Source organism: Bradyrhizobium genomosp. I (2014), assembly GCF_000261685.1.
GTDB lineage: Bacteria > Pseudomonadota > Alphaproteobacteria > Rhizobiales > Xanthobacteraceae > Bradyrhizobium.
Map to the genome: position 1 here is coordinate 16,730 of NZ_AJQE01000263.1, position 22,791 is coordinate 39,520.

Annotated in this window: 22 protein-coding genes; 19 read left to right on the plus strand and 3 right to left on the minus strand. The window is 63.9% G+C overall.

The window, feature by feature from the left end:
- Nucleotides 1-2 precede the first annotated feature (2 nt).
- Nucleotides 3-983, minus strand: coding sequence for an ABC transporter permease (locus IC50_RS24375; RefSeq protein WP_035710674.1), 981 nt, complete (start codon nucleotides 981-983; stop codon nucleotides 3-5).
- A gap of 102 nt (nucleotides 984-1,085) precedes the next feature.
- A complete protein-coding gene (locus IC50_RS24380) occupies nucleotides 1,086-2,687 on the minus strand; it encodes an ABC transporter substrate-binding protein (RefSeq protein WP_035710677.1) in 1,602 nt (533 codons plus the stop codon).
- 373 nt (nucleotides 2,688-3,060) lie between these two features.
- Here IC50_RS24380 and IC50_RS24385 point away from each other — a divergent pair, with 373 nt between their 5' ends.
- The 6 genes from IC50_RS24385 to IC50_RS24410 all read left to right on the plus strand — a co-directional run bounded on the left by IC50_RS24385 (nucleotide 3,061) and on the right by IC50_RS24410 (nucleotide 10,897).
- The gene (locus IC50_RS24385) at nucleotides 3,061-3,318 is read left to right on the plus strand and encodes a DUF6489 family protein (protein WP_035710680.1); all 258 of its coding nucleotides are present in this window, start codon (nucleotides 3,061-3,063) and stop codon (nucleotides 3,316-3,318) included.
- A complete protein-coding gene (locus tag IC50_RS24390) occupies nucleotides 3,318-4,118 on the plus strand; it encodes an esterase/lipase family protein (protein WP_035710683.1) in 801 nt (266 codons plus the stop codon). The genes IC50_RS24385 and IC50_RS24390 overlap by 1 nt, the downstream gene beginning before the upstream one ends.
- Nucleotides 4,119-4,166: 48 nt before the next feature.
- Nucleotides 4,167-5,717: a WS/DGAT/MGAT family O-acyltransferase gene (locus IC50_RS24395; RefSeq protein WP_035710686.1), complete on the plus strand. Its 1,551-nt coding sequence runs from the start codon at nucleotides 4,167-4,169 to the stop codon at nucleotides 5,715-5,717.
- A 10-nt stretch (nucleotides 5,718-5,727) separates the two neighbouring features.
- Nucleotides 5,728-6,723, plus strand: a complete 996-nt coding sequence (locus IC50_RS24400) for an alpha/beta fold hydrolase (RefSeq protein ID WP_035710691.1) — start codon at nucleotides 5,728-5,730, stop codon at nucleotides 6,721-6,723.
- 134 nt (nucleotides 6,724-6,857) lie between these two features.
- Nucleotides 6,858-10,094: a bifunctional cytochrome P450/NADPH--P450 reductase gene (locus IC50_RS24405; RefSeq protein WP_035710695.1), complete on the plus strand. Its 3,237-nt coding sequence runs from the start codon at nucleotides 6,858-6,860 to the stop codon at nucleotides 10,092-10,094.
- Nucleotides 10,095-10,222: 128 nt separating this feature from the next.
- Nucleotides 10,223-10,897: a spermidine synthase gene (locus tag IC50_RS24410; RefSeq protein WP_035710698.1), complete on the plus strand. Its 675-nt coding sequence runs from the start codon at nucleotides 10,223-10,225 to the stop codon at nucleotides 10,895-10,897.
- Here IC50_RS24410 and IC50_RS24415 read toward each other — a convergent pair.
- The gene (locus IC50_RS24415) at nucleotides 10,894-11,808 is read right to left on the minus strand and encodes an alpha/beta fold hydrolase (protein WP_035710768.1); all 915 of its coding nucleotides are present in this window, start codon (nucleotides 11,806-11,808) and stop codon (nucleotides 10,894-10,896) included. The two genes, IC50_RS24410 and IC50_RS24415, sit on opposite strands and share 4 nt — an antisense overlap.
- A 162-nt stretch (nucleotides 11,809-11,970) precedes the next feature.
- Between IC50_RS24415 and IC50_RS24420 the strand changes: the two genes are divergently transcribed.
- The 13 genes from IC50_RS24420 (at nucleotide 11,971) to paaI (ending at nucleotide 22,790) form a co-directional block, all read left to right on the plus strand.
- Entirely contained in the window at nucleotides 11,971-12,351 is a 381-nt protein-coding gene (locus IC50_RS24420; RefSeq protein ID WP_035710702.1) for a hypothetical protein, read from the plus strand.
- Nucleotides 12,348-13,430 carry a PHA/PHB synthase family protein gene (locus tag IC50_RS24425; RefSeq protein WP_035710704.1) on the plus strand — a complete coding sequence of 361 codons (1,083 nt, stop codon included), beginning with the start codon at nucleotides 12,348-12,350 and terminating at the stop codon, nucleotides 13,428-13,430. Before IC50_RS24420 ends, IC50_RS24425 begins: the two co-directional genes overlap by 4 nt.
- Nucleotides 13,427-14,020, plus strand: a complete 594-nt coding sequence (locus IC50_RS24430; RefSeq protein ID WP_035710705.1) for a GNAT family N-acetyltransferase — start codon at nucleotides 13,427-13,429, stop codon at nucleotides 14,018-14,020. Before IC50_RS24425 ends, IC50_RS24430 begins: the two co-directional genes overlap by 4 nt.
- A 327-nt stretch (nucleotides 14,021-14,347) precedes the next feature.
- Nucleotides 14,348-14,803 carry a phasin gene (locus IC50_RS24435; protein ID WP_035710709.1) on the plus strand — a complete coding sequence of 152 codons (456 nt, stop codon included), beginning with the start codon at nucleotides 14,348-14,350 and terminating at the stop codon, nucleotides 14,801-14,803.
- A gap of 225 nt (nucleotides 14,804-15,028) precedes the next feature.
- Nucleotides 15,029-16,315 (plus strand): DUF445 domain-containing protein, encoded by a 1,287-nt coding sequence (locus IC50_RS24440; protein WP_035710711.1) that lies wholly within the window; start codon nucleotides 15,029-15,031, stop codon nucleotides 16,313-16,315.
- Between the two features lie 190 nt (nucleotides 16,316-16,505).
- Complete coding sequence (locus IC50_RS24445) at nucleotides 16,506-17,276, plus strand: esterase/lipase family protein (RefSeq protein WP_035710771.1); 771 nt, start codon at nucleotides 16,506-16,508, stop codon at nucleotides 17,274-17,276.
- Between the two features lie 238 nt (nucleotides 17,277-17,514).
- Nucleotides 17,515-18,381, plus strand: coding sequence for a phenylacetic acid degradation operon negative regulatory protein PaaX (paaX, locus tag IC50_RS24450; RefSeq protein WP_035710716.1), 867 nt, complete (start codon nucleotides 17,515-17,517; stop codon nucleotides 18,379-18,381).
- A gap of 76 nt (nucleotides 18,382-18,457) precedes the next feature.
- Complete coding sequence (gene paaA, locus IC50_RS24455; RefSeq protein ID WP_035710718.1) at nucleotides 18,458-19,450, plus strand: 1,2-phenylacetyl-CoA epoxidase subunit PaaA; 993 nt, start codon at nucleotides 18,458-18,460, stop codon at nucleotides 19,448-19,450.
- 9 nt (nucleotides 19,451-19,459) lie between these two features.
- Complete coding sequence (gene paaB / locus IC50_RS24460) at nucleotides 19,460-19,747, plus strand: 1,2-phenylacetyl-CoA epoxidase subunit PaaB (RefSeq protein WP_008136594.1); 288 nt, start codon at nucleotides 19,460-19,462, stop codon at nucleotides 19,745-19,747.
- Nucleotides 19,747-20,523: a 1,2-phenylacetyl-CoA epoxidase subunit PaaC gene (gene paaC / locus IC50_RS24465; protein WP_035710719.1), complete on the plus strand. Its 777-nt coding sequence runs from the start codon at nucleotides 19,747-19,749 to the stop codon at nucleotides 20,521-20,523. Before paaB ends, paaC begins: the two co-directional genes overlap by 1 nt.
- On the plus strand, nucleotides 20,517-21,020 hold the full coding sequence (paaD, locus tag IC50_RS24470; RefSeq protein WP_035710721.1) for a 1,2-phenylacetyl-CoA epoxidase subunit PaaD: 504 nt from the start codon (nucleotides 20,517-20,519) through the stop codon (nucleotides 21,018-21,020). The genes paaC and paaD overlap by 7 nt, the downstream gene beginning before the upstream one ends.
- 136 nt (nucleotides 21,021-21,156) lie before the next feature.
- Nucleotides 21,157-22,239, plus strand: a complete 1,083-nt coding sequence (paaE, locus tag IC50_RS24475; protein ID WP_035710723.1) for a 1,2-phenylacetyl-CoA epoxidase subunit PaaE — start codon at nucleotides 21,157-21,159, stop codon at nucleotides 22,237-22,239.
- Nucleotides 22,240-22,340: 101 nt separating this feature from the next.
- On the plus strand, nucleotides 22,341-22,790 hold the full coding sequence (paaI, locus tag IC50_RS24480; RefSeq protein WP_035710725.1) for a hydroxyphenylacetyl-CoA thioesterase PaaI: 450 nt from the start codon (nucleotides 22,341-22,343) through the stop codon (nucleotides 22,788-22,790).
- Nucleotide 22,791 lies beyond the last annotated feature (1 nt).

The window sequence follows — 22,791 nt, forward strand, 5'->3', positions numbered from 1 at the left end:
CCTTATGCGGCGCGGCCGACCGTCGCGCGCAGGCGCGGATCGACCACGGTGTAGAGGATGTCGACCACCAGGTTGATGGTGACGAAGATCAGCGAGACCATCAGCAGGTAGGCGGCCATGATCGGGATATCGACATTTTGCACGGCCTGCACGAACAGAAGTCCCATGCCCGGCCACTGGAACACGGTTTCGGTGATGATCGAAAATGCAATAACCGAGCCAAACTGAAGCCCGGCCACCGTGATCACCGGAATCAGCGTGTTCTTCAGCGCGTGGCCGAAATGGATGGCACGGGTGGTCAGCCCCCTCGCGCGGGCGAAGCGGATATAGTCGGTCCGCAGCACTTCCAGCATCTCCGCGCGTACCAGCCGCATGATCAGGGTCATCTGGAACAGGCCGAGCGTGATCGAGGGCATGATCAGCGCCTTCAGTCCGGACAGCGTCAGCAGGCCCGTCGTCCACCAGCCGAGCTTGACCACCTCACCGCGGCCGAACGAGGGCAGCCAGCCCAATGTCACCGCGAACAGATAGATCAGGAGAATGCCGATCAGGAAAGTCGGCAGTGAGATGCCTACAAGCGAAACCGCCTGGAATAGTTTGGCGAGCACGGTGTCGCGCTTGAGGGCCGAATAGACGCCCATCAGGATGCCGAACACCATTGCGAACACGGTGGCGCAGATCGCGAGCTCCAGTGTGGCAGGCATGCGTTCTATCAACAGATCGGTGACCGGTAGGCGGAACTGGTACGATATGCCGAACTTGAACTGCGCCGCATTTGCAGCGTAGTGGCTGAACTGCAGGATCACGGGATCGTCAAGCCCGAGCGATCTGCGGATCGCTTCGCGTTCAGCGATGGTGGTGTCCTGCCCAACCATCTGGTTCACGGGATCGCCGGCGAAGCGGAACATCGAAAAGGCGATGATACCGACCGCAAACATAACGGCGATCGCCTGGACGATCCGGCGAAGAGTGAAAGCGAGCATATTTTCCCTTCACGTCTCTTCAGAGGCGCCGTTCGAAGGCGTAGCGCGAAACAGGAAGTCCCGGAAGCTCGAGACTTCCGGGACTTCCGCAACTCTTAGCGCTTACTCGCCCTGCTTGGTGGCCCAGTAGAGCAGCACCTGATTGTCGGCACGCTGGGTCAGCTTCACCTTTTTCGACACGCCCCAAGCGAGCGACTGCTGATGCAGGGGGATGTAGGCGTAGTCCTTGATTGATATGTCAAACGCCTGCTTGATCAGGAGATCGCGCTTGGCCGTGTCGGCCTCAACCAGGATCTTGTCCGTGAGCGCGTCCAAATCCTTGTTGCAGTAGCCGCCAAGATTGGCCTGACCACGGTTGGGATCCTTGGGGTCTTCCCGGCAGCCCAGAATGTCGTGCAGCACGTTGTGGGAATCCATCGTGCCGGGGGTCCAGCCAAGCAGGTAGAAGGAGGTCTTGAAGCCGCCGGCCTTCAGAACCTTTGCGAAATACTGTGCCTTCGGCTGCGCCAGCAAATTCACCTTGACGCCGACGCGGGCGAGCATGCCGACTACCGCCTGGCAGATCGCCGCGTCGTTGACGTAGCGATCGTTTGGACAGTCCATCGTCACCTCGAAGCCGTCAGGATAGCCTGCGTCTGCGAGCAGCTTCTTGGCGGCATTAGGATCGAACTTCGGGCGCGTGAAGTCTTTCGACAGCGGGTACAGTTCGGGCGCAACCATCAGCGCGGAAGGGGTCGAGAGGCCGCGCATGACGCGGTTCTTGATCAAGTCGATGTCGATCGCCTTGTAGAAGGCTTCGCGTACGCGGACGTCCTTGAAGGGATTCTTGCCTTTGACGCTCGAGTAGAGCAGTTCGTCGCGCGACTGGTCCATGCCGAGGAAGATCGTCCGGAGTTCGGGCCCGGTCAGGACGGCCGCGTTGGGGCTGCTATTGACGCGCTGGATGTCCTGGAGCGGGACTGGCTCGATCACGTCAACTTCACCCGACAAAAGCGCCGCGACGCGCGTTGCATCGGAGGCGATCGGCGTGAACACGATCTCTTTGAGGTTGTGTTCAGGCTTATTCCACCAATTCGGGTTCGCCTTGAATACGGTCTTTACGCCCGGCTGGTGGCTTTCGATCATGAAGGGGCCGGTGCCGTTGGCGTGCAGCGAGGCGTAGCTCGGGGTGGTGGCAGCAACTGGCGTCGGTGCCACTGCATTGTTTGCCTCGGCCCATTTCTTGTCCATGATGTACCAGGTATCCCATTGGGAAATCAGAATGGGATTGGGCGAACTGAGGATGAAGTCGACGGTGTAGTCGTCAATCTTCACGACCTTGGCATCGGCGGGGATGCGGGTCAGCAGGTCGGAGCCCTTAGCTAGTACACGTTGGGCGGAGAAGACTACATCGTCTGCGGTAAAGGGGTCGCCATTGTGAAACTTGACGTTCTTGCGCAGATGGAAGCGCCAGCGCGTCGGCTCAGGCGTTTCCCAGCTTTCGGCGAGCGCCGGGATGATCTTCAGGTCCTTGCCCCGTTCGACCAACCCTTCATAGACGTGACCGAGATGCGCGTGCGTCGTGGTCTCGTTCAGCGTATAGGGATCGAGCGACTTCAGCTCGCCCTGATTGGCATAGCGCAAGGTCTGGCTCGACGCGGGCGAAGCTGCCAACGCCAGCACACCGGCGAGCGTCGCCGCAAACAGACTTCGACATATTGACATTCTTCACCCTCTCCACACGGCCATGCCGGTGGTTTTTGATTGTTCGGCCGGCCGATTGATCCATGTTGCCCAGAGTTATCGACCGGTGCAAGCGCCATTCCAGCAAGGAACGCGCCAAGTTGCGCCGCTGTGCAGCAATGCTGGCCGGCAATTTGGGGGTGAAAGCGTGGTGGGAGATGTTCGACTTTTGACCTGTGAATTCCCCGGATCAGGGTGGCAGCGCCTCTGGTGCGGTCATCGCGAAGGGGTTTGATCGACCATACCCCTCGATTGCGCAAGCCGGCGGCCCCGCCGTCCGCTTCAGGTCGCTTGCGTTGCACCACAACTCGCGGCGATACTGCACCAGGCCGCTCGAATCTCATCTGGAGGGGACATGAAAGTAAATATCGAAATCGACTGCACTCCCCTTGAGGCCCGCCAGTTCTTCGGTCTGCCCGACGTGGCGCCGATGCAGACAGCGGTGATGGACAAGCTGCAGCAGCAGGTGCTCAGCAACATCGAGAAGGTCTCGCCGGAATCGCTGATCCAGAGCTGGTTCACCTTCGATCCCAAGATCGCCGAGCGGTTTCAGGATATGTTCGTCGCGATGGCCGGCCTCGGCGGCACGCGCAGCGGCGACAAGAAAAAATAGTGTCGTCCGGGCCGGATGGGGCGCGGGAGTCAGGCCGGCTTCGTCCGCCGGGCCTCGGACTGCTGCTCGCCGAGGCCCGTGGGCTGTTCGAATTGAATGCGAGCCTGCTGTTGTCGCCGCTCCTGATGCGCGCGCCGAGGGGCGACGGCCATCCGGTGCTGGCGCTGCCGGGCTTTCTCGCCAGCGATCTATCGATGGCGCCGATGCGGCGCTATCTCAGCGAACTCGGCTATGAGGCACATGCCTGGCGGATGGGCCGCAATCTCGGCGGGCTCGGGCGGATGCGGGATTCGTTGCGCACCCGCTTGAGCGAAATCCATACCGCGAGCGGACGCAAGGTCAGCCTGGTCGGATGGAGCCTTGGCGGCGTCTATGCCCGCGATCTCGCGCTCTGGGCACCCGACATGGTTCGTTACGTCGTCACGCTCGGCAGCCCTTTTGCCAACGACGTGCGGGCCACCAATGCCACGCGGCTTTACGAGGCGCTGTCCGGCGAGCGGGTGGAGGATTTTGCCGAAGCGCGCGAGGCGATTGCCGGCGATCTGCCGGTGCCGGCGACGTCGATCTATTCGCGCGCCGACGGTGTCGTGAACTGGCGGACCTGTCTGCTCCGTCCCTCCAATCGCGCCGAGAACATCGAGGTGCATTTGGCGAGCCATATCGGGCTCGGGGTGAATCCCGCGGCGCTGTGGGCCGTGGTGGACCGCCTGGCCCAACCGGAGGGGGAATTTTCGCCATTTGACCGGGCCGGACCGTTTGCCATTGCATATGCCCCGCCGGAACAGGCAGTATCGGCCTGACGAGAAGCACCACCAAGGCGCCCGTCAAGAATCCTGCGGGAGGGAACCATGGCTGACGGGAAGAAGCTGTCGTCGCTGGACGCGTCGTTTCTCTATCTGGAAACGCCTGAGATGCCGATGCATGTCGGCAGCATGGCGATCTTTCGACTGCCCGACGACTACGAGGGCGACTTCTTCGAAGACTTCAAGGCGATGATCGTCTCGCGCCTGCACATCGCGCCAATCCTGAAGGCGCGGCTGGAGAAGGCACCGCTCGACATCGACCATCCCTCCTGGGTCGAGGACGATCAGTTCGACATCGACCGTCACATCTTTCGCGCCAGCCTGCCGCAGCCGCGCGACCGCGCCACGCTCGAGCGCATCGTCGGCTGGATGCACGCCAAGCTCCTGAACCGCGCGCGTCCGCTCTGGGAGTTCTACGTGTTCGAGGGCATGAAGGACAACGAGGTCGGACTTTATTCCAAGATGCATCATGCCGCAATCGACGGCGGCGCGGGTGCAGCCCTCACCAACATGATCTACGACATCTCGCCGATCCCGCGTAAGGTCGATCCGCCGATGCCTGGAAGCAAGCCCGGACAGGAGCCACGCGACATCGCCGCCAACCTGCTCGATTCCTATCAGCAGCTCTTCTCTCAGCCGCTCGACGCTTCGCAGGCGGCGAAGAACCTGCAACTGCCGCGCACCGGCAAGAGCGATATCGGCTCGATCCTGTTCGACAACGCGATGTACCAGATCGAGAGCGCCGTTCGTTTCGCCGGCAACATCCCGACCGTGCTCAAGAGCGTGTCCGACGTGCTCGGCAAGGTCGCCGATCCCAAATCGCGCGAGAGCCTCGCCAGCATGGTGTCGCCGCCGACCATGCTCAACAAGACGATCTCGTCCGAGCGCAGCTTTGCCGGCGTGTCGATTTCGCTGTCGCGGGCGAAGGCGCTGGCCAAGCAGGCCGGCGGCAAGCTCAACGACGTCGTGCTGGCGCTCGCCTCCGGCGTGGTTCGCCGCTATCTCCTGCAATATGGCACGCTGCCGGCGAAATCCCTGACAGCGGCCGTACCGATCTCGCTGCGCGAGGAGGGCAACACCGAGGCCAACAACCAGGTGTTCGGCATGATCTGCTCGATCGCGACCAATATCGACGATCCCAAGGCGCGGCTGGAGGCGATCATCGCGCAGTCGACCAAGTCCAAGGAGATGTCGCATCCCTTGCGCGCGCTGATGCCGCAGGTCTCCAACATCTCGATGCTGGGCGCGCCGATCATGGTGCAGATCCTGGCGCTGCTCTACAGCCGCTCCAACCTTTCGGACGTGCTGCCGCCGGCCGCCAACATCACGGTCTCCAACGTGCCGGGGCCGCGACAGACGCTCTATGCCGCCGGCGCCGAGCTATTGCATATCTTCCCGGTATCGATCTCGACGCACGGGCAGGCGCTCAACATCACCGTGCAGAGCTATCGCGACCAGCTCGATTTCGGCTTCATCGTGGGCGCCAACATCATTCCGCATGTGCAGGTGATGTGCGATATGCTGCCGGAGGAGTTCGACGCACTGGAGGCGGCCTATGCGCCGCCGGCGGCCGACATCAAGGGCGCCGCCGAGTAGGAATGTTGCAATGATTGAAATGCCGCCGCTCAAGTTCGCGCAGACGAACGGAATCCGCATGGGCTATTACGAGGCGGGCCCGGTCGACGACAAGCCGCCGATCGTGCTTTGCCACGGCTGGCCCGAGCTCGCCTTTTCATGGCGCCATCAGATCAAGGCACTGAGCGAGGCCGGCATCCGGGTGATCGCGCCGGACCAGCGCGGCTATGGCGCATCCGACCGGCCCGAGCCGGTCGAGGCCTATGACATGGAGCATTTGACCGGCGATCTCGTCGGTCTGCTCGACCACCTCGGGATCGAGAAGGCGATTTTCGTTGGCCACGACTGGGGCGGCTTCGTCGTCTGGCAGATGCCGCTACGGCACCCTTCACGCGTGGCAGGCGTGGTCGGCGTCAACACGCCGCATTGGGATCGCGCGCCGATCGATCCGATTGTGTTGTTCCGCCAGCGCTTCGGCGACCAGATGTACATCGTCCAGTTCCAGAATCCGGCGCGCGAGCCGGACAGGATTTTTGGCAGCCGCGTCGAGCAGACGTTCGACGCCTTCATGCGCAAGCCACTGGCCAGACCGGCGGGGAAGCCGGAGGAGCCGCCGATCGCGGGCGTCGGCGCCTCGTCAAAGACCAATCTGGCGTTCCCGCAGATGATCGCAGCCTATGACGCCAAGGTCGATCCGCGCACGCCGATCCTGTCGGCCGACGAGAAGAAGGTGTTCGTCGACACCTTCACGAAAACCGGCTTCACCGGCGGCATCAACTGGTATCGCAACTTCACCCGCAATTGGGAGCGCGCGAAGGGATTGGACCACCATATCCACGTGCCGTCGCTGATGATCATGGCCGAGAACGATGCCGTGCTGCCGCCCTCGGCAGCCGACGGCATGGAGAAGCTCGTGAGCGACCTCGAGAAGTACCTCGTGAAGGACAGCGGCCATTGGACGCAGCAGGAGAAGCCGGAAGAGGTCAGCGCCAAGCTGATCGAATGGCGTAGAAGGCGGTTTGGGTGACGACGCAGTCGTCGATGCAAATGGCAACGTCGTTCCGGGATGGTCCGTAGGACCAGACCCGGAACCTCGAGATTCCGGGTTCGATGCTGCGCATCGCCCCGGAATGACGGTTACCAAGTGGGAAGCGTAGTTAAATGTCATCCAAGAACCGTCTGGACCCGATTCCGCATCCGCCGACCAAGCCCGTGGTCGGCAACATGCTGTCGCTGGATTCGTCTGCCCCCGTGCAACACCTGACACGGCTCGCGAAGGAGCTGGGTCCGATCTTCTGGCTCGACATGATGGGCTCGCCGATCGTGGTCGTTTCAGGCCACGATCTCGTCGACGAACTCTCTGACGAGAAACGCTTCGACAAGACCGTGCGCGGTGCGCTGCGGCGCGTGCGCGCGGTCGGCGGCGACGGCCTGTTCACCGCCGACACCAGGGAGCCGAACTGGAGCAAGGCGCACAACATCCTGCTCCAGCCCTTCGGCAACCGCGCCATGCAGTCCTATCACCCGAGCATGGTCGATATCGCCGAGCAGCTCGTCCAGAAATGGGAGCGGCTCAACGCCGACGACGAGATCGACGTCGTCCACGACATGACGGCGCTGACGCTGGACACGATCGGCCTCTGCGGCTTCGACTACCGCTTCAACTCGTTCTACCGACGCGACTACCATCCCTTCGTCGAGTCGCTGGTGCGCTCGCTCGAAACCATCATGATGACGCGCGGCCTGCCGTTCGAGCAGTTCTGGATGCAGAAGCGCCGCAGGACGCTCGCCGAAGACGTCGCCTTCATGAACAAGATGGTCGACGAGATCATCGCCGAGCGCCGCAAGAGCGCGGAAGGAATCGACGACAAGAAGGACATGCTCGCCGCGATGATGACCGGTGTCGACCGCGCGACCGGCGAGCAGCTCGACGACGTCAACATCCGCTATCAGATCAACACCTTTCTGATCGCGGGCCACGAGACCACAAGCGGCCTGTTGTCCTACACGCTCTATGCGCTGCTCAAGCACCCCGACATTCTCAAGAAGGCGTACGAGGAGGTCGATCGCGTCTTCGGCCCCGATGTCAATGCGAAGCCGACCTACCAGCAGGTGACGCAGCTCACCTACATCACGCAAATCCTGAAAGAGGCGCTGCGGCTGTGGCCGCCGGCGCCGGCCTATGGCATCTCGCCGCTCAAGGACGAGACCATCGGCGGCGGCAAGTACAAGCTGAGGAAGGGCACGTTCACCACCATCCTGGTGACGGCGTTGCACCGAGATCCCTCTGTCTGGGGACCGAACCCCGATGCCTTCGACCCCGAGAATTTCAGCCGTGAGGCGGAGGCCGGGCGGCCGCTCAATGCCTGGAAGCCGTTCGGCAACGGCCAGCGCGCGTGCATCGGCCGCGGCTTCGCCATGCATGAGGCCGCGCTTGCGCTCGGCATGATCCTGCAGCGCTTCAGGCTGATCGACCACCAGCGCTACCAGATGCACCTGAAGGAGACGCTGACGATCAAGCCGGAAGGCTTCAAGATCAGGGTTCGTCCACGCGCCGATCGCGAGCGCGGGGCTTATGGCGGGCCGGTCGCGGCGGCGGCCCCGGCGCCGAAGGTCTCGCGCCAGCCGACGGCGCGGCCCGGCCACAACACGCCGATGCTGGTGCTGTACGGCTCCAATCTCGGCACCGCCGAGGAGCTCGCGACGCGCATGGCGGACCTTGCGGAGATCAACGGCTTTGCCGTGCACCTCGGCCCGCTCGACGACTATGTCGGCAAGCTGCCGCAGGAGGGCGGCGTGCTCGTCATCTGCGCCTCCTATAACGGCGCGCCGCCGGACAATGCGACGCAGTTCGTCAAATGGCTCGGAAGCGACCTGCCGAAGGACGCGTTTGCCAATGTCCGCTACGCCGTGTTCGGCTGCGGCAACAGCGATTGGGCTGCGACCTATCAATCGGTGCCGCGCTTCATCGACGAGCAATTGTCGGCGCATGGCGCGCGCGCCGTCTATCCGCGCGGCGAGGGCGATGCGCGCAGCGATCTCGACGGCCAGTTCCAGAAATGGTTCCCGGCAGCGGCCCAGGTCGCGACCAGGGAATTCGGCATCGACTGGAATTTCACCCGCACGCCGGAGGACGATCCGCTCTATGCGATCGAGCCGGTGGCGGTGACCGCCGTCAACACCATCGTCGCCCAGGGCGGCGCGGTGGCGATGAAGGTGCTGGTCAATGACGAGCTTCAGAACAAGAGCGGCCCCAATCCGTCGGAGCGTTCGACGCGTCACATCGAGGTGCAGCTGCCCGCCAACATCACCTACCGCGTCGGCGATCACTTGAGCGTCGTCCCGCGCAACGACCCGACGCTGGTGGATTCGGTGGCCCGCCGCTTCGGCTTCCTTCCCGCCGACCAGATCAGGTTGCAGGTCGCGGAAGGCCGCCGCGCGCAATTGCCGGTCGGCGAGGCGGTGTCGGTCGGCCGCCTGCTCAGCGAGTTCGTCGAGTTGCAGCAGGTCGCGACGCGCAAGCAGATCCAGGTCATGGCGGAGCACACCCGCTGCCCCGTCACCAAGCCGAAGCTGTTGGCCCTCGTCGGCGAGGAGGCCGAACCGCTCGAGCGCTACCGCGGCGAGATCTTGGCCAGGCGCAAATCGGTGTTCGACCTGCTGCTCGAATATCCGGCCTGCGAATTGCCGTTCCACGTCTATCTCGAAATGCTGTCGCTGCTGGCGCCGCGCTACTACTCCATCTCCTCCTCGCCGTCCGTCGACCCGGCGCGTTGCAGCATCACGGTCGGCGTGGTCGAGGGGCCGGCCGCGTCGGGGCGCGGTGTCTACAAGGGCATCTGCTCGAACTATCTCGCCAATCGGCGCGTGGGCGATACGATCTACGCGACTGTGCGCGAGACCAGGGCCGGCTTCCGGCTTCCCGACGATCCGTCGGTGCCGATCATCATGATTGGCCCGGGCACAGGGCTTGCGCCGTTCCGCGGCTTCCTCCAGGAGCGCGCCGCGCGCAAGGCGAAGGGTGCCGTCCTCGGGCCGGCCATGCTGTTCTTCGGCTGCCGCCATCCCAACCAGGATTTTCTCTATGCCGACGAGCTGAAGGCGCTGGCGGCAGCCGGCATCACCGAGCTCTTCACGGCATTCTCGCGCGCGAACGGACCGAAGACCTATGTGCAGCATGTGCTTGCCGCGCAGAAGGATGAGGTGTGGCCGCTGATCGAGCAGGGCGCCATCATCTATGTCTGCGGCGATGGTGGCAGGATGGAGCCCGACGTGAAGGCCGCGCTCGTCGCGATTCATCGCGAGAAGAGCGGCAGCGATGCCGCCGCCGGTGCGCGCTGGATCGAGGACATGGGAACGAAGAACCGGTATGTGCTGGACGTGTGGGCGGGCGGGTAGGCGAAGTTCACCCTTGTAGCTCGGATGAGCGAAGCGATATCCGGGATTTCACGGCACGAGCGGTCCCGGGTGTCGCTTCGCTCACCCGGGCTGCGAGCATGCGAAGCAAAACATGCTAGACACCTCCCATGATTCCCTGGGAAAAGCTCGATACCGCAAAGATCCCCGGCTCGGACGAAGAGCTCCGCCTGATGCGGCGGGGCAAGGAATTTTCGATCAAGCTCGGCACCAACGAGCTGATGAACAACCGCCTGTCGGGCTCGGAAGCCGCGCTCGCAACGCTCGCGGCGAAGCAGATCGAGAAGGTCGCGAAGCCCGTCGTCCTGATCGGCGGCCTCGGCATGGGTTTTACGCTGCGTGCAGCGCTGGCCGTGCTTGGAGCCAAGGCGAAGATCGTGGTCTCCGAGCTGGTGCCGGCGGTGGTCACCTGGGCACGGGGCCCGATGGCAGAGGTCTTCGGCGACAGTCTCGATGATGTCAGGGTGAGCATCCTGGAGAGGGACGTCGGCGAAATCATCCGCGCACAGCGGTCAGCCTTCGACGCCATTCTCCTCGACGTCGACAACGGACCCGAAGGGCTGACCCGCAAGGGCAATGACGCCCTCTACAATGCGAGCGGATTGGCGGCGGCCAAGACGGCGCTGCGGCCGGGCGGTGTGCTCGCAGTCTGGTCGTCGGGACCCAATCCGGCGTTCGCCAAGCGCCTTCGCAGCGCCGGTTTCGACGTCAACGAAATCAACGTCCGCGCCACCGGCAGAGGCGGCGGCGCGCGCCACGTGATCTGGATCGCAAGGAAGACCTAAGCCGCCTGCGCCGCTGCGCCATGCGCGTGCTTGTCGATGGCGCCGATGATCTCCGGCCAGAAGCGCATCGGCAGGGCGTGACCCATGCCCTCGATCATCAACAGTTTCGCGTTCGGGATCGACGCGGCGGTGTCCTTGCCCCCCTCCGGCCGCACCAACGGATCGACGGTGCCGTGAATGACCAGCGTCGGTGTCTTCACCGCGTGGAGCCGCTCCTTCCGGCTGCCGGACGCCAGCACGGCGCGGAGCTGGCGGCCGACGCCGGCCGGATTGAGTCCGCGCGCGAACACGCGCTCGGCGCGTCCGGGATCCTGCGCCTCCTCTTCGGGGAAGGACCCGGCGCGCAAGACCCTCCAGGTCTGGCCGAAGCGGATGATGAATTCCTCCTTGCTGCGCGGCGGCGGCGCCATCAGCATCGCGGCGGCCTCGCGTGTCGGCGGCGGGATGCGAGGATTGCCCGTGGTCGACATGATCGAGGTGAGCGAACGCACGCGATGCGGAAACGACAGCGCCACCTCCTGCGCGATCATGCCGCCCATGGACGCCCCGACCAGATGCGCCGACTTGATGCCGAGTGCATCCATCAGTCCGATCGTGTCCTTGGCCATGTCGATCAGCTTGTAGGTTGCGGCCACCGGAATCCTGAGGAACCGCAGCTTCAGCAGCTCGAGCGGCGTCAGGCGCTTGCCGCCCGTGAGATGGCTCGACTTGCCGATGTCGCGATTGTCGAAGCGAATCACGCGGAAGCCGCGCGCGGCGAGCTGCTCGCAGAACCCATCGTCCCAATGGATCATCTGGGCCCCGAGCCCCATGATCAGCAGCAGCGGCTCGGCATTGTCGTTGCCGAAAATCTCGTAGCAGATGTCGATGCCATTGGCGCGGACGGTCTGGGGCGGCTGATGGGCGGTCACGGGTCCCTCCTGCTGATCGATGCTGTATCGCACGGTTTCGTTCCGCGAAGAAGCCGCGTGTGCGACGCCGCGCCCGCTGCTTGCCGGTTGACCGGCACCTCGCAACGGTGTGGTATGGCGGGAAAAGAAGGGTGCGAAGCCCTCCATATTGGGAGGACGCTGATGACCGACAAGATCACCGATCCGGTCGCCTTGTGGCAGAAGATGGTTGGCGAGATGGAGAAGGGTTTCAACTCCTTCGCGACCAAGGCGATGGAGACGCCCGAATTCTCGCAAGCCATGAACCGCGCCGGCGGCGTTGCTGCAGGTGCGCAGAAGCAAATCGGCGATCTCATGGAGAAATACCTGCTCTCCATGAACCTGCCGAGCCGCGAGCAGATGACCGGTATCGCGGAGAGGCTTCAGTCGATTGAAGGCCAACTCGGCGAGATCAAGTCGATGCTGAGCCAGATGTCGGCCAACTCAGGCGCGCATCAGGTCGGCGCCGCACCGCGACCGCCGCGTACGAAACGTCCGCCGTCCGAGGGCGGAGACCAAAAATGAACGCGCCGACGGGACTTGATCTCGCTGCGATCCCGGAGCGCATCCAGTCCGAAGTGCAGCGCGCTATCATGCGCAGCATCAAGGGCGTCGAATATTTCTCGACCGCGGGCCCGTCGCTCGGCTCGACGCCGAAGGACGTGTTGCATTCGCGCGGCACGATGAGCCTCTACCACTATCGGCCGATGTCGGACGAGATCTACCGCGTGCCGGTGCTGATCGTGATGGCCACCACCAACCGCGGTTACATCCTCGACCTCGTTCCCGGCCAGAGCTTTATCGAGTTCCTCCTGCGGCGCGGCTACGACGTCTACATGCTGGACTGGAGCGCGCCGCGGCCTGAGGAGAAGAACCTGCGCATGGAGGACTATGTCCTCGACTTCATCCCGGACTGTATCCGCCGCGTGCAAGCCGATTCCGGCGAGCAGGACGTCTCCGTCATCGGCTACTGCTTCGGCGGCGTGCTGTCGCTGCTCTACGGCTCGATCCACAAGGACGGGCCGATGAAGAATCTGATCTGCTTCACCACGCCGATCGATTTCCGCGAGATGAAGCTGTTCTCGAATTTCTCCGACCGCCGCTATTTCGACGTCGACCGTCTCGTCGACAGCGTCGGAAACGTGCCGCCGGAGATGATCCTGTCCTCGTTCGAACTGCTGCGCCCGGCCTCGCGCACGGTGAGCCAGATCCAGCTCTGGGAGAACATCTGGAACGACGAGTTCGTCAAGTCGTACCGCATGTTCGACCGCTGGGCGACCGACACGCTGCCGCTCGCCGGCGAATATTTCCGCGCCATCACCAAGGACCTGATGTGGGACAACAAGCTGTTCAACGACACCATGTCGGTGGGCGGCCGCGCGGCGAAGCTCGAAAACATCACGGTGCCGATCCTGCATGCGGTCGCCGAGCACGACCACATCGTGCCCTACGACGCCGCAAAGCATCTGATCGCCAAGATCGGGTCGGCGGACAAGGAAGAGGTGATCCTGAAGGGCGGTCACGTCTCGCTGGTCGCCGGCGCGAACGCCGTTAAGCGGCTGTGGCCGAAACTGGATTCCTGGCTGGGAAGGAGATCGACATGAGTGAGCAGCGTTCCTATCCGCGTCACGTCAGGACCGACGCCGGGGATATCGAGATCCGCTTGATGTCGCCTGCGGATGAGGCCGCGGTGCTGGCCTTCGGCAAGGGCCTGCCGACCCACGATCTGCTGTTCCTGCCGCGCAATATCAGCGAGCCGAAGGTGCTGTCGGCCTGGGTCAAGGAGATCGAGCGCGGGGCGATCACGAGCCTGCTCGCGGTGAGAGAGGGCAGGGTCGTCGGTTGTGGCACGCTGGTACGCGATCCACACTCCTGGTCGCCCCATGTCGGTGAGATCCGCATGGTGGTTTCGCCCGACGTTCGCGGCAAGGGAGTGGGCAAGGCGCTCTCGCAGGAGACCTTTGCACTCGCGCTCGACGCCGGCCTGGAGAAGCTCTCGGTCCAGATGACCGTCGATCAGCAGGCGGCGATCGCGCTGTTCGAAAGCCTCGGCTTCAAGGCCGAGGCCTTGCTGCGCGACCATGTCCGGGATGTCGACGGCGAAACCCACGACATCGTCGTGCTCGGCCACAACGTTGCGCAGGTCCAGGCCCAGATGGAGGCCTATGGGCTGCCGAGCGCTGTCCAGCACTAAAGCATGATCCGGAAAAGTGCGCAGCGGTTTTCAGAAAAGATCACGCTTAAACAACAACCTAAAGCGCGATGACAATTCATCCTAATCGCAGCGCTTTGGAGGCGCCGTTGAGCACTGAAGGACCGAAGCCCGGACGCCTTCATCGGGGCCCAATTGGCCAAGGAGGCATCATGATGCCTCTCGCTTAAGAATATCACGATTTCGTGATATTGCGATGCAATACGAATATTGCAACGCACAATTTGCCATGTCATATAAGCCTTGCCCCGGGCCAATGCGGACGGGGTGAGCCCATAGCTCAGATCAAATGAGGATGGAGAGAACCCCATGACGACCGAAACCAACGCCGCTTTCGAGGGCTTCAAGGACGCTTTCAAGAACATCCAGAATCTGGAAGTTCCCGAGGCAGCCCGCGAATTCGTCAAGAAGACTGCCAACACTGCCAAGGACCGTGCCGCCGAGGCTTTTGCCGGCTCCGAGCGGGTGACCGCCGCCGTCGAGAACGCGGTGACCGAATCCGTTGCCGAGGCCGGCAAGATCAGCCGCAACATCCAGCAGGCCATCTACGAGGACGCCGAGGCGTTCTTCTCGGGCATCGACAAGCTCGCGTCCGCAAAGTCGATCAGCGAAGCCGTCGAGATCCAGTCGAGCCTGCTCCGTTCCCGCGGCGAAGTGTTCGTCTCGCGTGCCAAGGCGACCGCCGACTATCTCGGCAAGCTCGCGGCCAACGGTGCGAAGTCCGCTCAGGACAATTTCGCCAAGGTCTACAACAAGACCGCCTGATCCGGCGCCTGAGACGAGAAACTGAATTTGAGGCCCGCTTCGGCGGGCCTTTTGTTTATGGCCTCTTGCGTTCCCCGGATGCGGTGCAGCGTGCCGCTCTTGGGGCGTGTGCACTGCTGATCCGGGGTCCATCCTGTTGGCCCGCTGGGTCCCGGCTCTGCGGTGCATCGTTGCACGCTGCACCGCGTCCGGGACACGCGGAGACTGACGCGCTAAGTATCCGCCATGAACGCACCCGCCACCTTCTCCTTCGATTCCCCCGGCGATGCCGAACGCGCGGCCGAACTCCGCCGCGTCAAGGCGCTGGCGACACTGGTGCTGGCGTCGACGCTGGCGCTGTTCGTCGTCGCGAAATGGCTTCTGCCGGTGCATCCAATGTTCGGCTTCGTCGCAGCCTTCGCGGAAGCTGCGACCATCGGTGGCCTCGCCGACTGGTATGCCGTGGTCGCCCTGTTCAAACGGCCGCTCGGCCTGCCGATCCCGCACACCGCGATCATCCAGAGCAACCAGGCCCGCATCGCCGACAAGCTCGGCGAGTTCATCCAGGTGCATTTCCTCGAGGCCGGCCCGGTGGAGGCCAAGCTGAAGGAGATCGATTTCGGCTCCTTCGTCGCCGACTGGCTACGCGACCGCAAACGGAGCAATGATCTCGCGCGCTTCGCGCTGCGCCTGCTGCCGGAGGCGGTCTCTGCGACGGAAAGCTCCGGCCTGATGACCTTCATCATCCGCCGCATGTCATCGCAGCTCCAGGCGATCGACCTTGCACCGCTTGCTGCCGGCACTCTGCGCGGCTTCGTGGCGGAGGGGCGCCACCAGATCCTGTTCGACGATTTCCTGCGCGTGCTGCACGAGACGCTGAACCAGAAGGAGACGATGGCGATGATCCGCGAGAAGGTGCGCGCGGAATTGCCGACCCTGCTCAGGCTCTATCGCGCCGACAAATTCCTGGTGAACAAGATCGTGGCCTCGGCCACCGCTTTCTTCAACGAGGTGCGCAGCGATCCCAAGCATCCGTTCCGTGGCGAGTTCGACCGCATGGTGCTGAGCTTTGTCGACCGGCTCGGCACCGACCAGGCCTATATCGATCGTATCGCCGGGCTGAAGCGTGATCTGCTCGCGCGGCCCGAGCTTGCCGATCTCGCCCGCACCGTCTGGGCCAACACGCGCTCCTTCATCGAGCGCAGTGCGAGCGGCGAGACGCAGGTGCTGCAGCATCACCTCGCCGGCATGTTCGTCGCCGCCGGCGAAGCGCTCGCCGGCGATGCCGAGCTGCGCGGCGAGATCAACAATGGCCTGGTGACGGTGCTGCGCAGCTTCGTCGCCGACCAGAAGAGCGGCGTCTCCACCTTCATCTCCGATCAGGTCAAGGCGTGGAATATGACGCAGCTGATTTCGCTGATCGAAATCAACATCGGCCGCGACCTGCAATACATCCGCTTCAACGGCTCGCTGATCGGCGGCCTCGCCGGCCTGGTGCTTTACTCTGTAGAATTCCTGCTTCGATTGCTGTGACTTTTGCGTCACGGCCGCTAGCATTAGCGCGCGAGCCTATTGTCGCCTTGCGTCTCTCCCGCTTGAATGTCGGGAACCGGCCGCCTAGCTGATTCATGTTGCGCTGCGGAACGATCAAGAAGCCGGCGTATTGGAATTCATGCCCATTGCCGGCATCGCGGCCGGTGCCTTCTTCCGAGGGGAAACATTGATGACCGCTACTGCCCAGACGCTGCGTCCGCCGTCCCGTACCCTGATGTTGCTGGAAGGGCGTGCGATCCACGAGTTCGGTGCATTTCTCGGCGCGCTGCCGCTCTTGAGCCTCGCGCAGCGCGGCGACGGGCATCCGGTGCTGGTGCTGCCGGGCCTCGTCGCCTCCGATGCGTCCACGCGCGCGCTGCGCACGTTCCTGACCAGCAAGGGTTATGCGGCGAGTGGCTGGCGCCAGGGCCGCAATTACGGCCTGCGTGAGGGCGTGCAGCATGCGATGGTCGACCTCGTGCAGGAGCTTAGCGACACGCACGGTCGCAAGATCAGCCTGGTCGGCTGGAGCCTCGGCGGCCTCTATGCGCGTCAGCTCGCCAAGATGATGCCCGAGCGCGTGCGCCAGGTGATTACGCTCGGCAGCCCCTTCGCGGGCGATCCGCGCTCGACCAACGCCTGGCGCGTCTACGAATGGGCGAGCGGCCGCCGCGCCGATGAGGTCGATCCGCAGTTCGGCGGCGAGCTCGCGGCGCCGCCGCCGGTGCCGACCACGGCCATCTTCAGCCGCACCGACGGCGTCTGCGCCTGGCAGGGCTGCATCGAGAAGGCGGGCGCGCAGACCGAGAGCATCGAGGTCGAGAGCAGCCATTGCGGCATGGGGCATCATCCTGCGGTCGTCTATGCCGTGGCCGACCGGCTCGCCCAGAAGGAAGGTCAGTGGCGACCTTTCGACCGCAGCGGCTGGCGCAGTCTCGCCTATCCCGATCCGCATCGGTAGGCGGCCTGCATGGTTCTCCCGGCGATGCGAAGCATCGTCCGGAGACGCGCGGCCTTGCCGCGCTCCTCACCATGAGGGTTATGAGTAAATGACGCCGCGCGAAAGCGACTAGACCTCATCCTGAGGAGGCGCGAAGCGCCGTCTCGAAGGATCGAGACCGGCTCTCGCATTGTCGCTTCCATCCATTGTCGCTTCCATCCATTGTCGCGCCCGCACCAAACGCGCTATGCCATGCCGCATGGCGCATCCGCTCTCCCGCATCATCGACCAGCTCAAGCGCGAGCCGTCGCGCACCGGCTCCATCGTCATTACCGTGTTCGGCGATGCCATCGTGCCGCGCGGCGGTGTGGTGTGGCTCGGCACGCTGCTGGAATTCTTCGAAAGCCTGGACATCGACAGCGGCGTGGTGCGCACCGCGATGTCGCGGCTTGCGGCAGATGGCTGGCTCACACGGGAGAAGGTCGGCCGCAACAGTTTCTATCGGCTGGCCGACAAGGGACGCCAGACCTTTGAAGCCGCGACGCGCCACATCTACGATCCGCCGCCGTCTGACTGGACCGGGCGGTTCGAGCTGCTGCTGATCGGCAATGGCGAGGATCGTGATGTCTCGCGCGAAGCGCTCCGCAATGCCGGCTTCGGCAGTCCGCTGCCTGGCGTCTGGGTCGCGCCGTCAGGCGTGCCAGTTCCCGACGAGGCTGCGGGCGCCATCCGTCTCGAGGTCTCGGCCGAGGATGACAGCGGGCGTCGCTTGCTCAGTGCGAGCTGGCCGCTGGATCGCACCGCGGACGCCTATCTGAAATTCATGAAGACATTCGAGCCGCTCCGCGCCGCGATCGCGCGCGGCGCGGATTTGTCCGAGGCCGAAGCCTTCACCGCGCGCATCCTGTTGATCCACTACTACCGCCGTGTCGTGCTGCGCGATCCATTGCTGCCCGAAACCCTGTTGCCGGCAGATTGGCCGGGCAGGGCGGCGCGGGAGCTCTGTGGCGAAATCTATCGCGCACTGCTCGCTCCCTCCGAGCAATGGCTCGATGATCATGGCACCAACGAAAAGGGGCCGTTGCCGCCGGCGCGAAAGCTGCTGGAACGAAGGTTTGGCACCTGATCTTTATGTTACAGAAATATCTTGCATGATGTAATTTTTGTTATATATTGACTCCCAATAGAATGGGAGGATGCGCATGTACACCCAGGCGCTGAACACGGCCGAGACCGACGACCGCGGTCTCGAGGATGCGGCCAAGGCTGCGCAGTTCCAGGCCCGCATCGATGCCGAGGAGCGCATCGAGTCGAACGACTGGATGCCGGCGGCCTACCGCAAGACGCTCACCCGCCAGATCTCCCAGCACGCCCATTCCGAAATCGTCGGCATGCTGCCCGAAGGCAATTGGATCACGCGCGCGCCGACGTTGCGGCGCAAGGCCGCGCTGCTCGCCAAGGTGCAGGACGAGTGCGGCCACGGGCTCTATCTTTACGCCGCTGCCGAGACGCTCGGCTCCTCGCGCGAGGAACTGGTCGACGCGATGCTTGCGGGCAAAGCCAAGTATTCCTCGATCTTCAACTATCCGACGCTGACCTGGGCCGATATCGGCACCATCGGCTGGCTGGTCGATGGCGCCGCGATCATGAACCAGATCCCGCTGTGCCGTTGCTCCTATGGCCCTTATGCACGTGCGATGATCCGGGTCTGCAAGGAGGAGTCGTTCCACCAGCGCCAGGGTTACGAGATCATGCTGACGCTGTGCCGCGGCTCGGACGAGCAGAAAGCGATGGCGCAGGATGCGTTGAACCGCTGGTGGTGGCCGGTGCTGATGATGTTCGGACCGCCCGATGCGACCAGCCAGCACAGCGACACCTCGGCGAAATGGAAGATCAAACGCTTCTCCAACGACGAGCTGCGCCAGAAGTTCGTCGATGCCACCGTGCCGCAGGCGCAATATCTCGGCCTCACCATTCCCGATCCCGGCATGATTCAGGATGCGGACGGGCACTGGCGCTACAGCGAGATCGACTGGGCCGAGTTCAAGCAGGTGCTCGCCGGCAACGGCCCCTGCAACCGCGACCGCATGGCCGCGCGCCGCAAGGCGCATGCGGAGGGCGCCTGGGTGCGCGAGGCAGCCGCAGCCTATGCGGCGAGGCGCGCGCAGCGTCAGACCGCACAAGCTGCGGAATAGGAGATCGATATGGCCACGCCGAACACGCCGCTGTGGGAAGTCTTCATTCGCAGCCGCAACGGGCTCGCGCACAAGCACGTAGGGTCGCTGCATGCGAGCGATGCCACCATGGCCCTGCAGGCCGCCCGTGACATCTACACCCGCCGCGGCGAAGGCCTGTCGATCTGGGTGGTGCCGTCGACCGCGATTACCGCGAGCGATCCCGCCGAGAAGGGCATGATGTTCGAGCCGGCGGAATCGAAGATCTACCGGCATCCGACGTTCTATGAGGTGCCCGAGGAAGTGGGGCACATGTGATGGCGGTCGCCAACATCCAGGTCTCCGAGACGCCGCTGGTGCTCTACGCGCTGCGCCGCGCCGACGATGCGCTGATCCTCGGCCATCGGCTGTCGGAATGGTGCGGGCACGCGCCGATGCTGGAAGAGGACATGGCGCTCTCCAACATCGCGCTCGACCTGATCGGCCAGGCGCGGGAGCTCTACAGCTACGCAGCGAAGGTCGAAGGCAAGGGCAACGACGAGGACAAGCTCGCCTACCTGCGCGACGTCCGGCAGTACCGAAATCTGCTGCTGCTCGAGCAGCCCAACGGCGACTTTGCCCAGACTTTGGTGCGGCAGTTCTTCTATTCCGCGTTCGCCGACCTCTATTGGCGTGCGATGATGACCTCGCGTGATGCGACGCTGGCCGCCATTGCCGCCAAGTCGGAGAAGGAGAGCGCCTATCATCTGCGCCACGCCTCGGAATGGCTCATCCGGCTCGGCGACGGCACGGAGGAGAGCCATCGACGGGCACAGGACGCGATCGATCATCTCTGGGCCTTCACCGGCGAGATGTTTTCGGTCGACGACGGCGAGCGCGGCCTGATCCATGCCGGTATCGCCATTGATCCGGCGAGCTTGCGCGGCCGATGGTTGCAGACGATTTCCGATGTCGTCAGCGAGGCCACGCTGGTGCTGCCGCAGAACGAATGGATGCAGCAGGGCGGCCGCGCGGGCCGGCACAGCGAGCATCTCGGGCATCTCCTGTCCGAGTTGCAATCGATGCAGCGCACCTTCCCGGGGTTGACATGGTGAGCGTGCTGGAGAGCGATAGCGAGCTGCGCCGGCGCGCCTGGGACGCCGCGGCGAGCGTGGTCGACCCGGAGATTCCGGTGCTTACCATTGCCGATCTCGGCGTGCTCCGCGATGTCGTTCTCGACGGCGACCATGTCGAGGTCGCGATCACACCGACTTATTCCGGTTGCCCGGCGATGAACATGATCGCGCTGGAAATCGAGCTTGCGCTGGAGCGCGCCGGTTTTCACCATTCAAAAGTCAGCACCGTGCTGTCGCCTGCCTGGACCACCGACTGGATGAGCGAGGAAGGGCGCCAAAAGCTGCGCGCGTACGGCATCGCGCCGCCGCAGGCCTCAAGCTCGCGTCGCGCTTTGTTCGGCGAACAGGCCGTTGCGTGCCCGCAATGCGGCTCCGTAAACACCGAGCTGCTGTCCGAATTCGGCTCGACCTCCTGCAAGGCGCTGTGGCGCTGCAGGTCCTGCCGCGAACCTTTTGATTACTTCAAGTGTCATTGAGCGCACAAATGCCAACCTCATCGTCATTGCGAGCGAAGCGAAGCAATCCAGACTACCGCCGCGGAGACAGTCTGGATTGCTTCGTCGCAAGGGCTCCTCGCAATGACGACGGAAAGACGGAACGAGGTTACCCGTAATGTCTGCAGCCGCACCGCGCTTCCATCGCCTGGCCGTCAACGACCTCCGCCGCGAGGCGTCCGACGCCGTCTCGATGACCTTCGCCATCCCCGGCGAGCTCGCCGGCGACTATGCCTTCACACCCGGCCAGTATCTCACGCTCCGCACCATGCTGGATGGCGAGGAGGTGCGCCGCTCCTATTCGATCTGCTCCGGCCCTGACGACGGCGAGATCCGCATTGCCGTGAAGAAGGTCGACGGCGGTGCGTTTTCGAACTGGGCGGCCGAAGAACTGAAATGCGGCGACGAGCTCGACGTGATGACGCCGACGGGCCGCTTCGGCGTCGTGCCGCCCGCCGATGGCGGCCGTATTCATGTCGGCTTTGCCGCTGGCTCCGGTATCACGCCGATCCTGTCGATTGTGAAGGGCGTGCTCGCGCGCGAGCCGAACAGCCGCTTCTTCCTGTTCTACGGCAACCGCACCACCGACAAGATCATGTTCCTCGAAGCGCTCGAGGAGCTGAAGGATCGTTTCATCGATCGCCTCTCGATCTTCCATGTCATCTCCGGCGAGGACCAGGACATCCCGATCCTGCATGGCCGGCTCGACGGTGACAAGGTGAGGGTGCTGCTGCGTTCGCTGGTGCCGGCAGGCAGCGTCGATCACGTCTTCATCTGCGGTCCCCTTGGCATGAGCGAGGAGATCGAGGCGACCTGCCGCGATCTCGGCATCGCAGACGAGCGCATTCACGTCGAGCGTTTCGTCTCCGAATTCGGCGGCAAGCCGCGGCCGAAGAAGGCCGTTGCGCCTGACGCGCCGCCGAAGGCGATCGCGTCGCTGATCATCGACGGCAAGCGTCGCGACGTGCCCGTCGCCGAGGATGAGGCGATCCTCGATGCCGCATTGCGCGCCGGGGTCGATCTGCCCTTCGCCTGCAAGGGCGGGATGTGCTCGACTTGCCGCGCCAAGCTGGTCGAGGGTGAGGCGCCGATGGACATCAACTATTCGCTGGAACCGTGGGAGCTGAAGGCCGGCTTCGTCCTGACCTGCCAGGCAAAGCCGGCGTCCGAGCGGGTCGTGGTCGATTATGACCATGTCTGATCGGGCAGATCGGGCCCCATGAATGCAAATGCGTCGCGTTATTTGACAGCTTGAGCCAACCAGCAGAACATCATGTGCAACCATCTGGCCCGGAGGAGCGCGTGAACGTCGAAGCCGTCCTGTCGCCCGAGGATATTGCCCGCGCCTGCGCTGACGCGATGTGGGCGGAGGACGACGCCTCCAAGGGACTCGGCATGGAGATCGTCGAGGTCGGCCCGGGCTTCGCGACGCTCGCCATGACGGTGCGGCCGGACATGGTCAACGGCCAGCGCATCGCCCATGGCGGGTTCATCTTCACGCTCGCCGATTCCGCCTTCGCGTTCGCCTGCAACTCGCACAATGAGCGCGTGGTGGCGGCGCAGGGGCAGATCACCTTCATCAAGCCGGGCAAGCTCGGCGACCGCCTCACTGCGAAGGCGCGGGAGATCGCTCGCGGTGGCCGCTCCGGCATCTACGACGTGCGTGTCACGGCGGGCGACGCTCTCGTCGCGGAATTCCGCGGGCATTCGCGCGTCATTCCCGGCACGTGGCTGCCGGGGCAAGATCAATAAG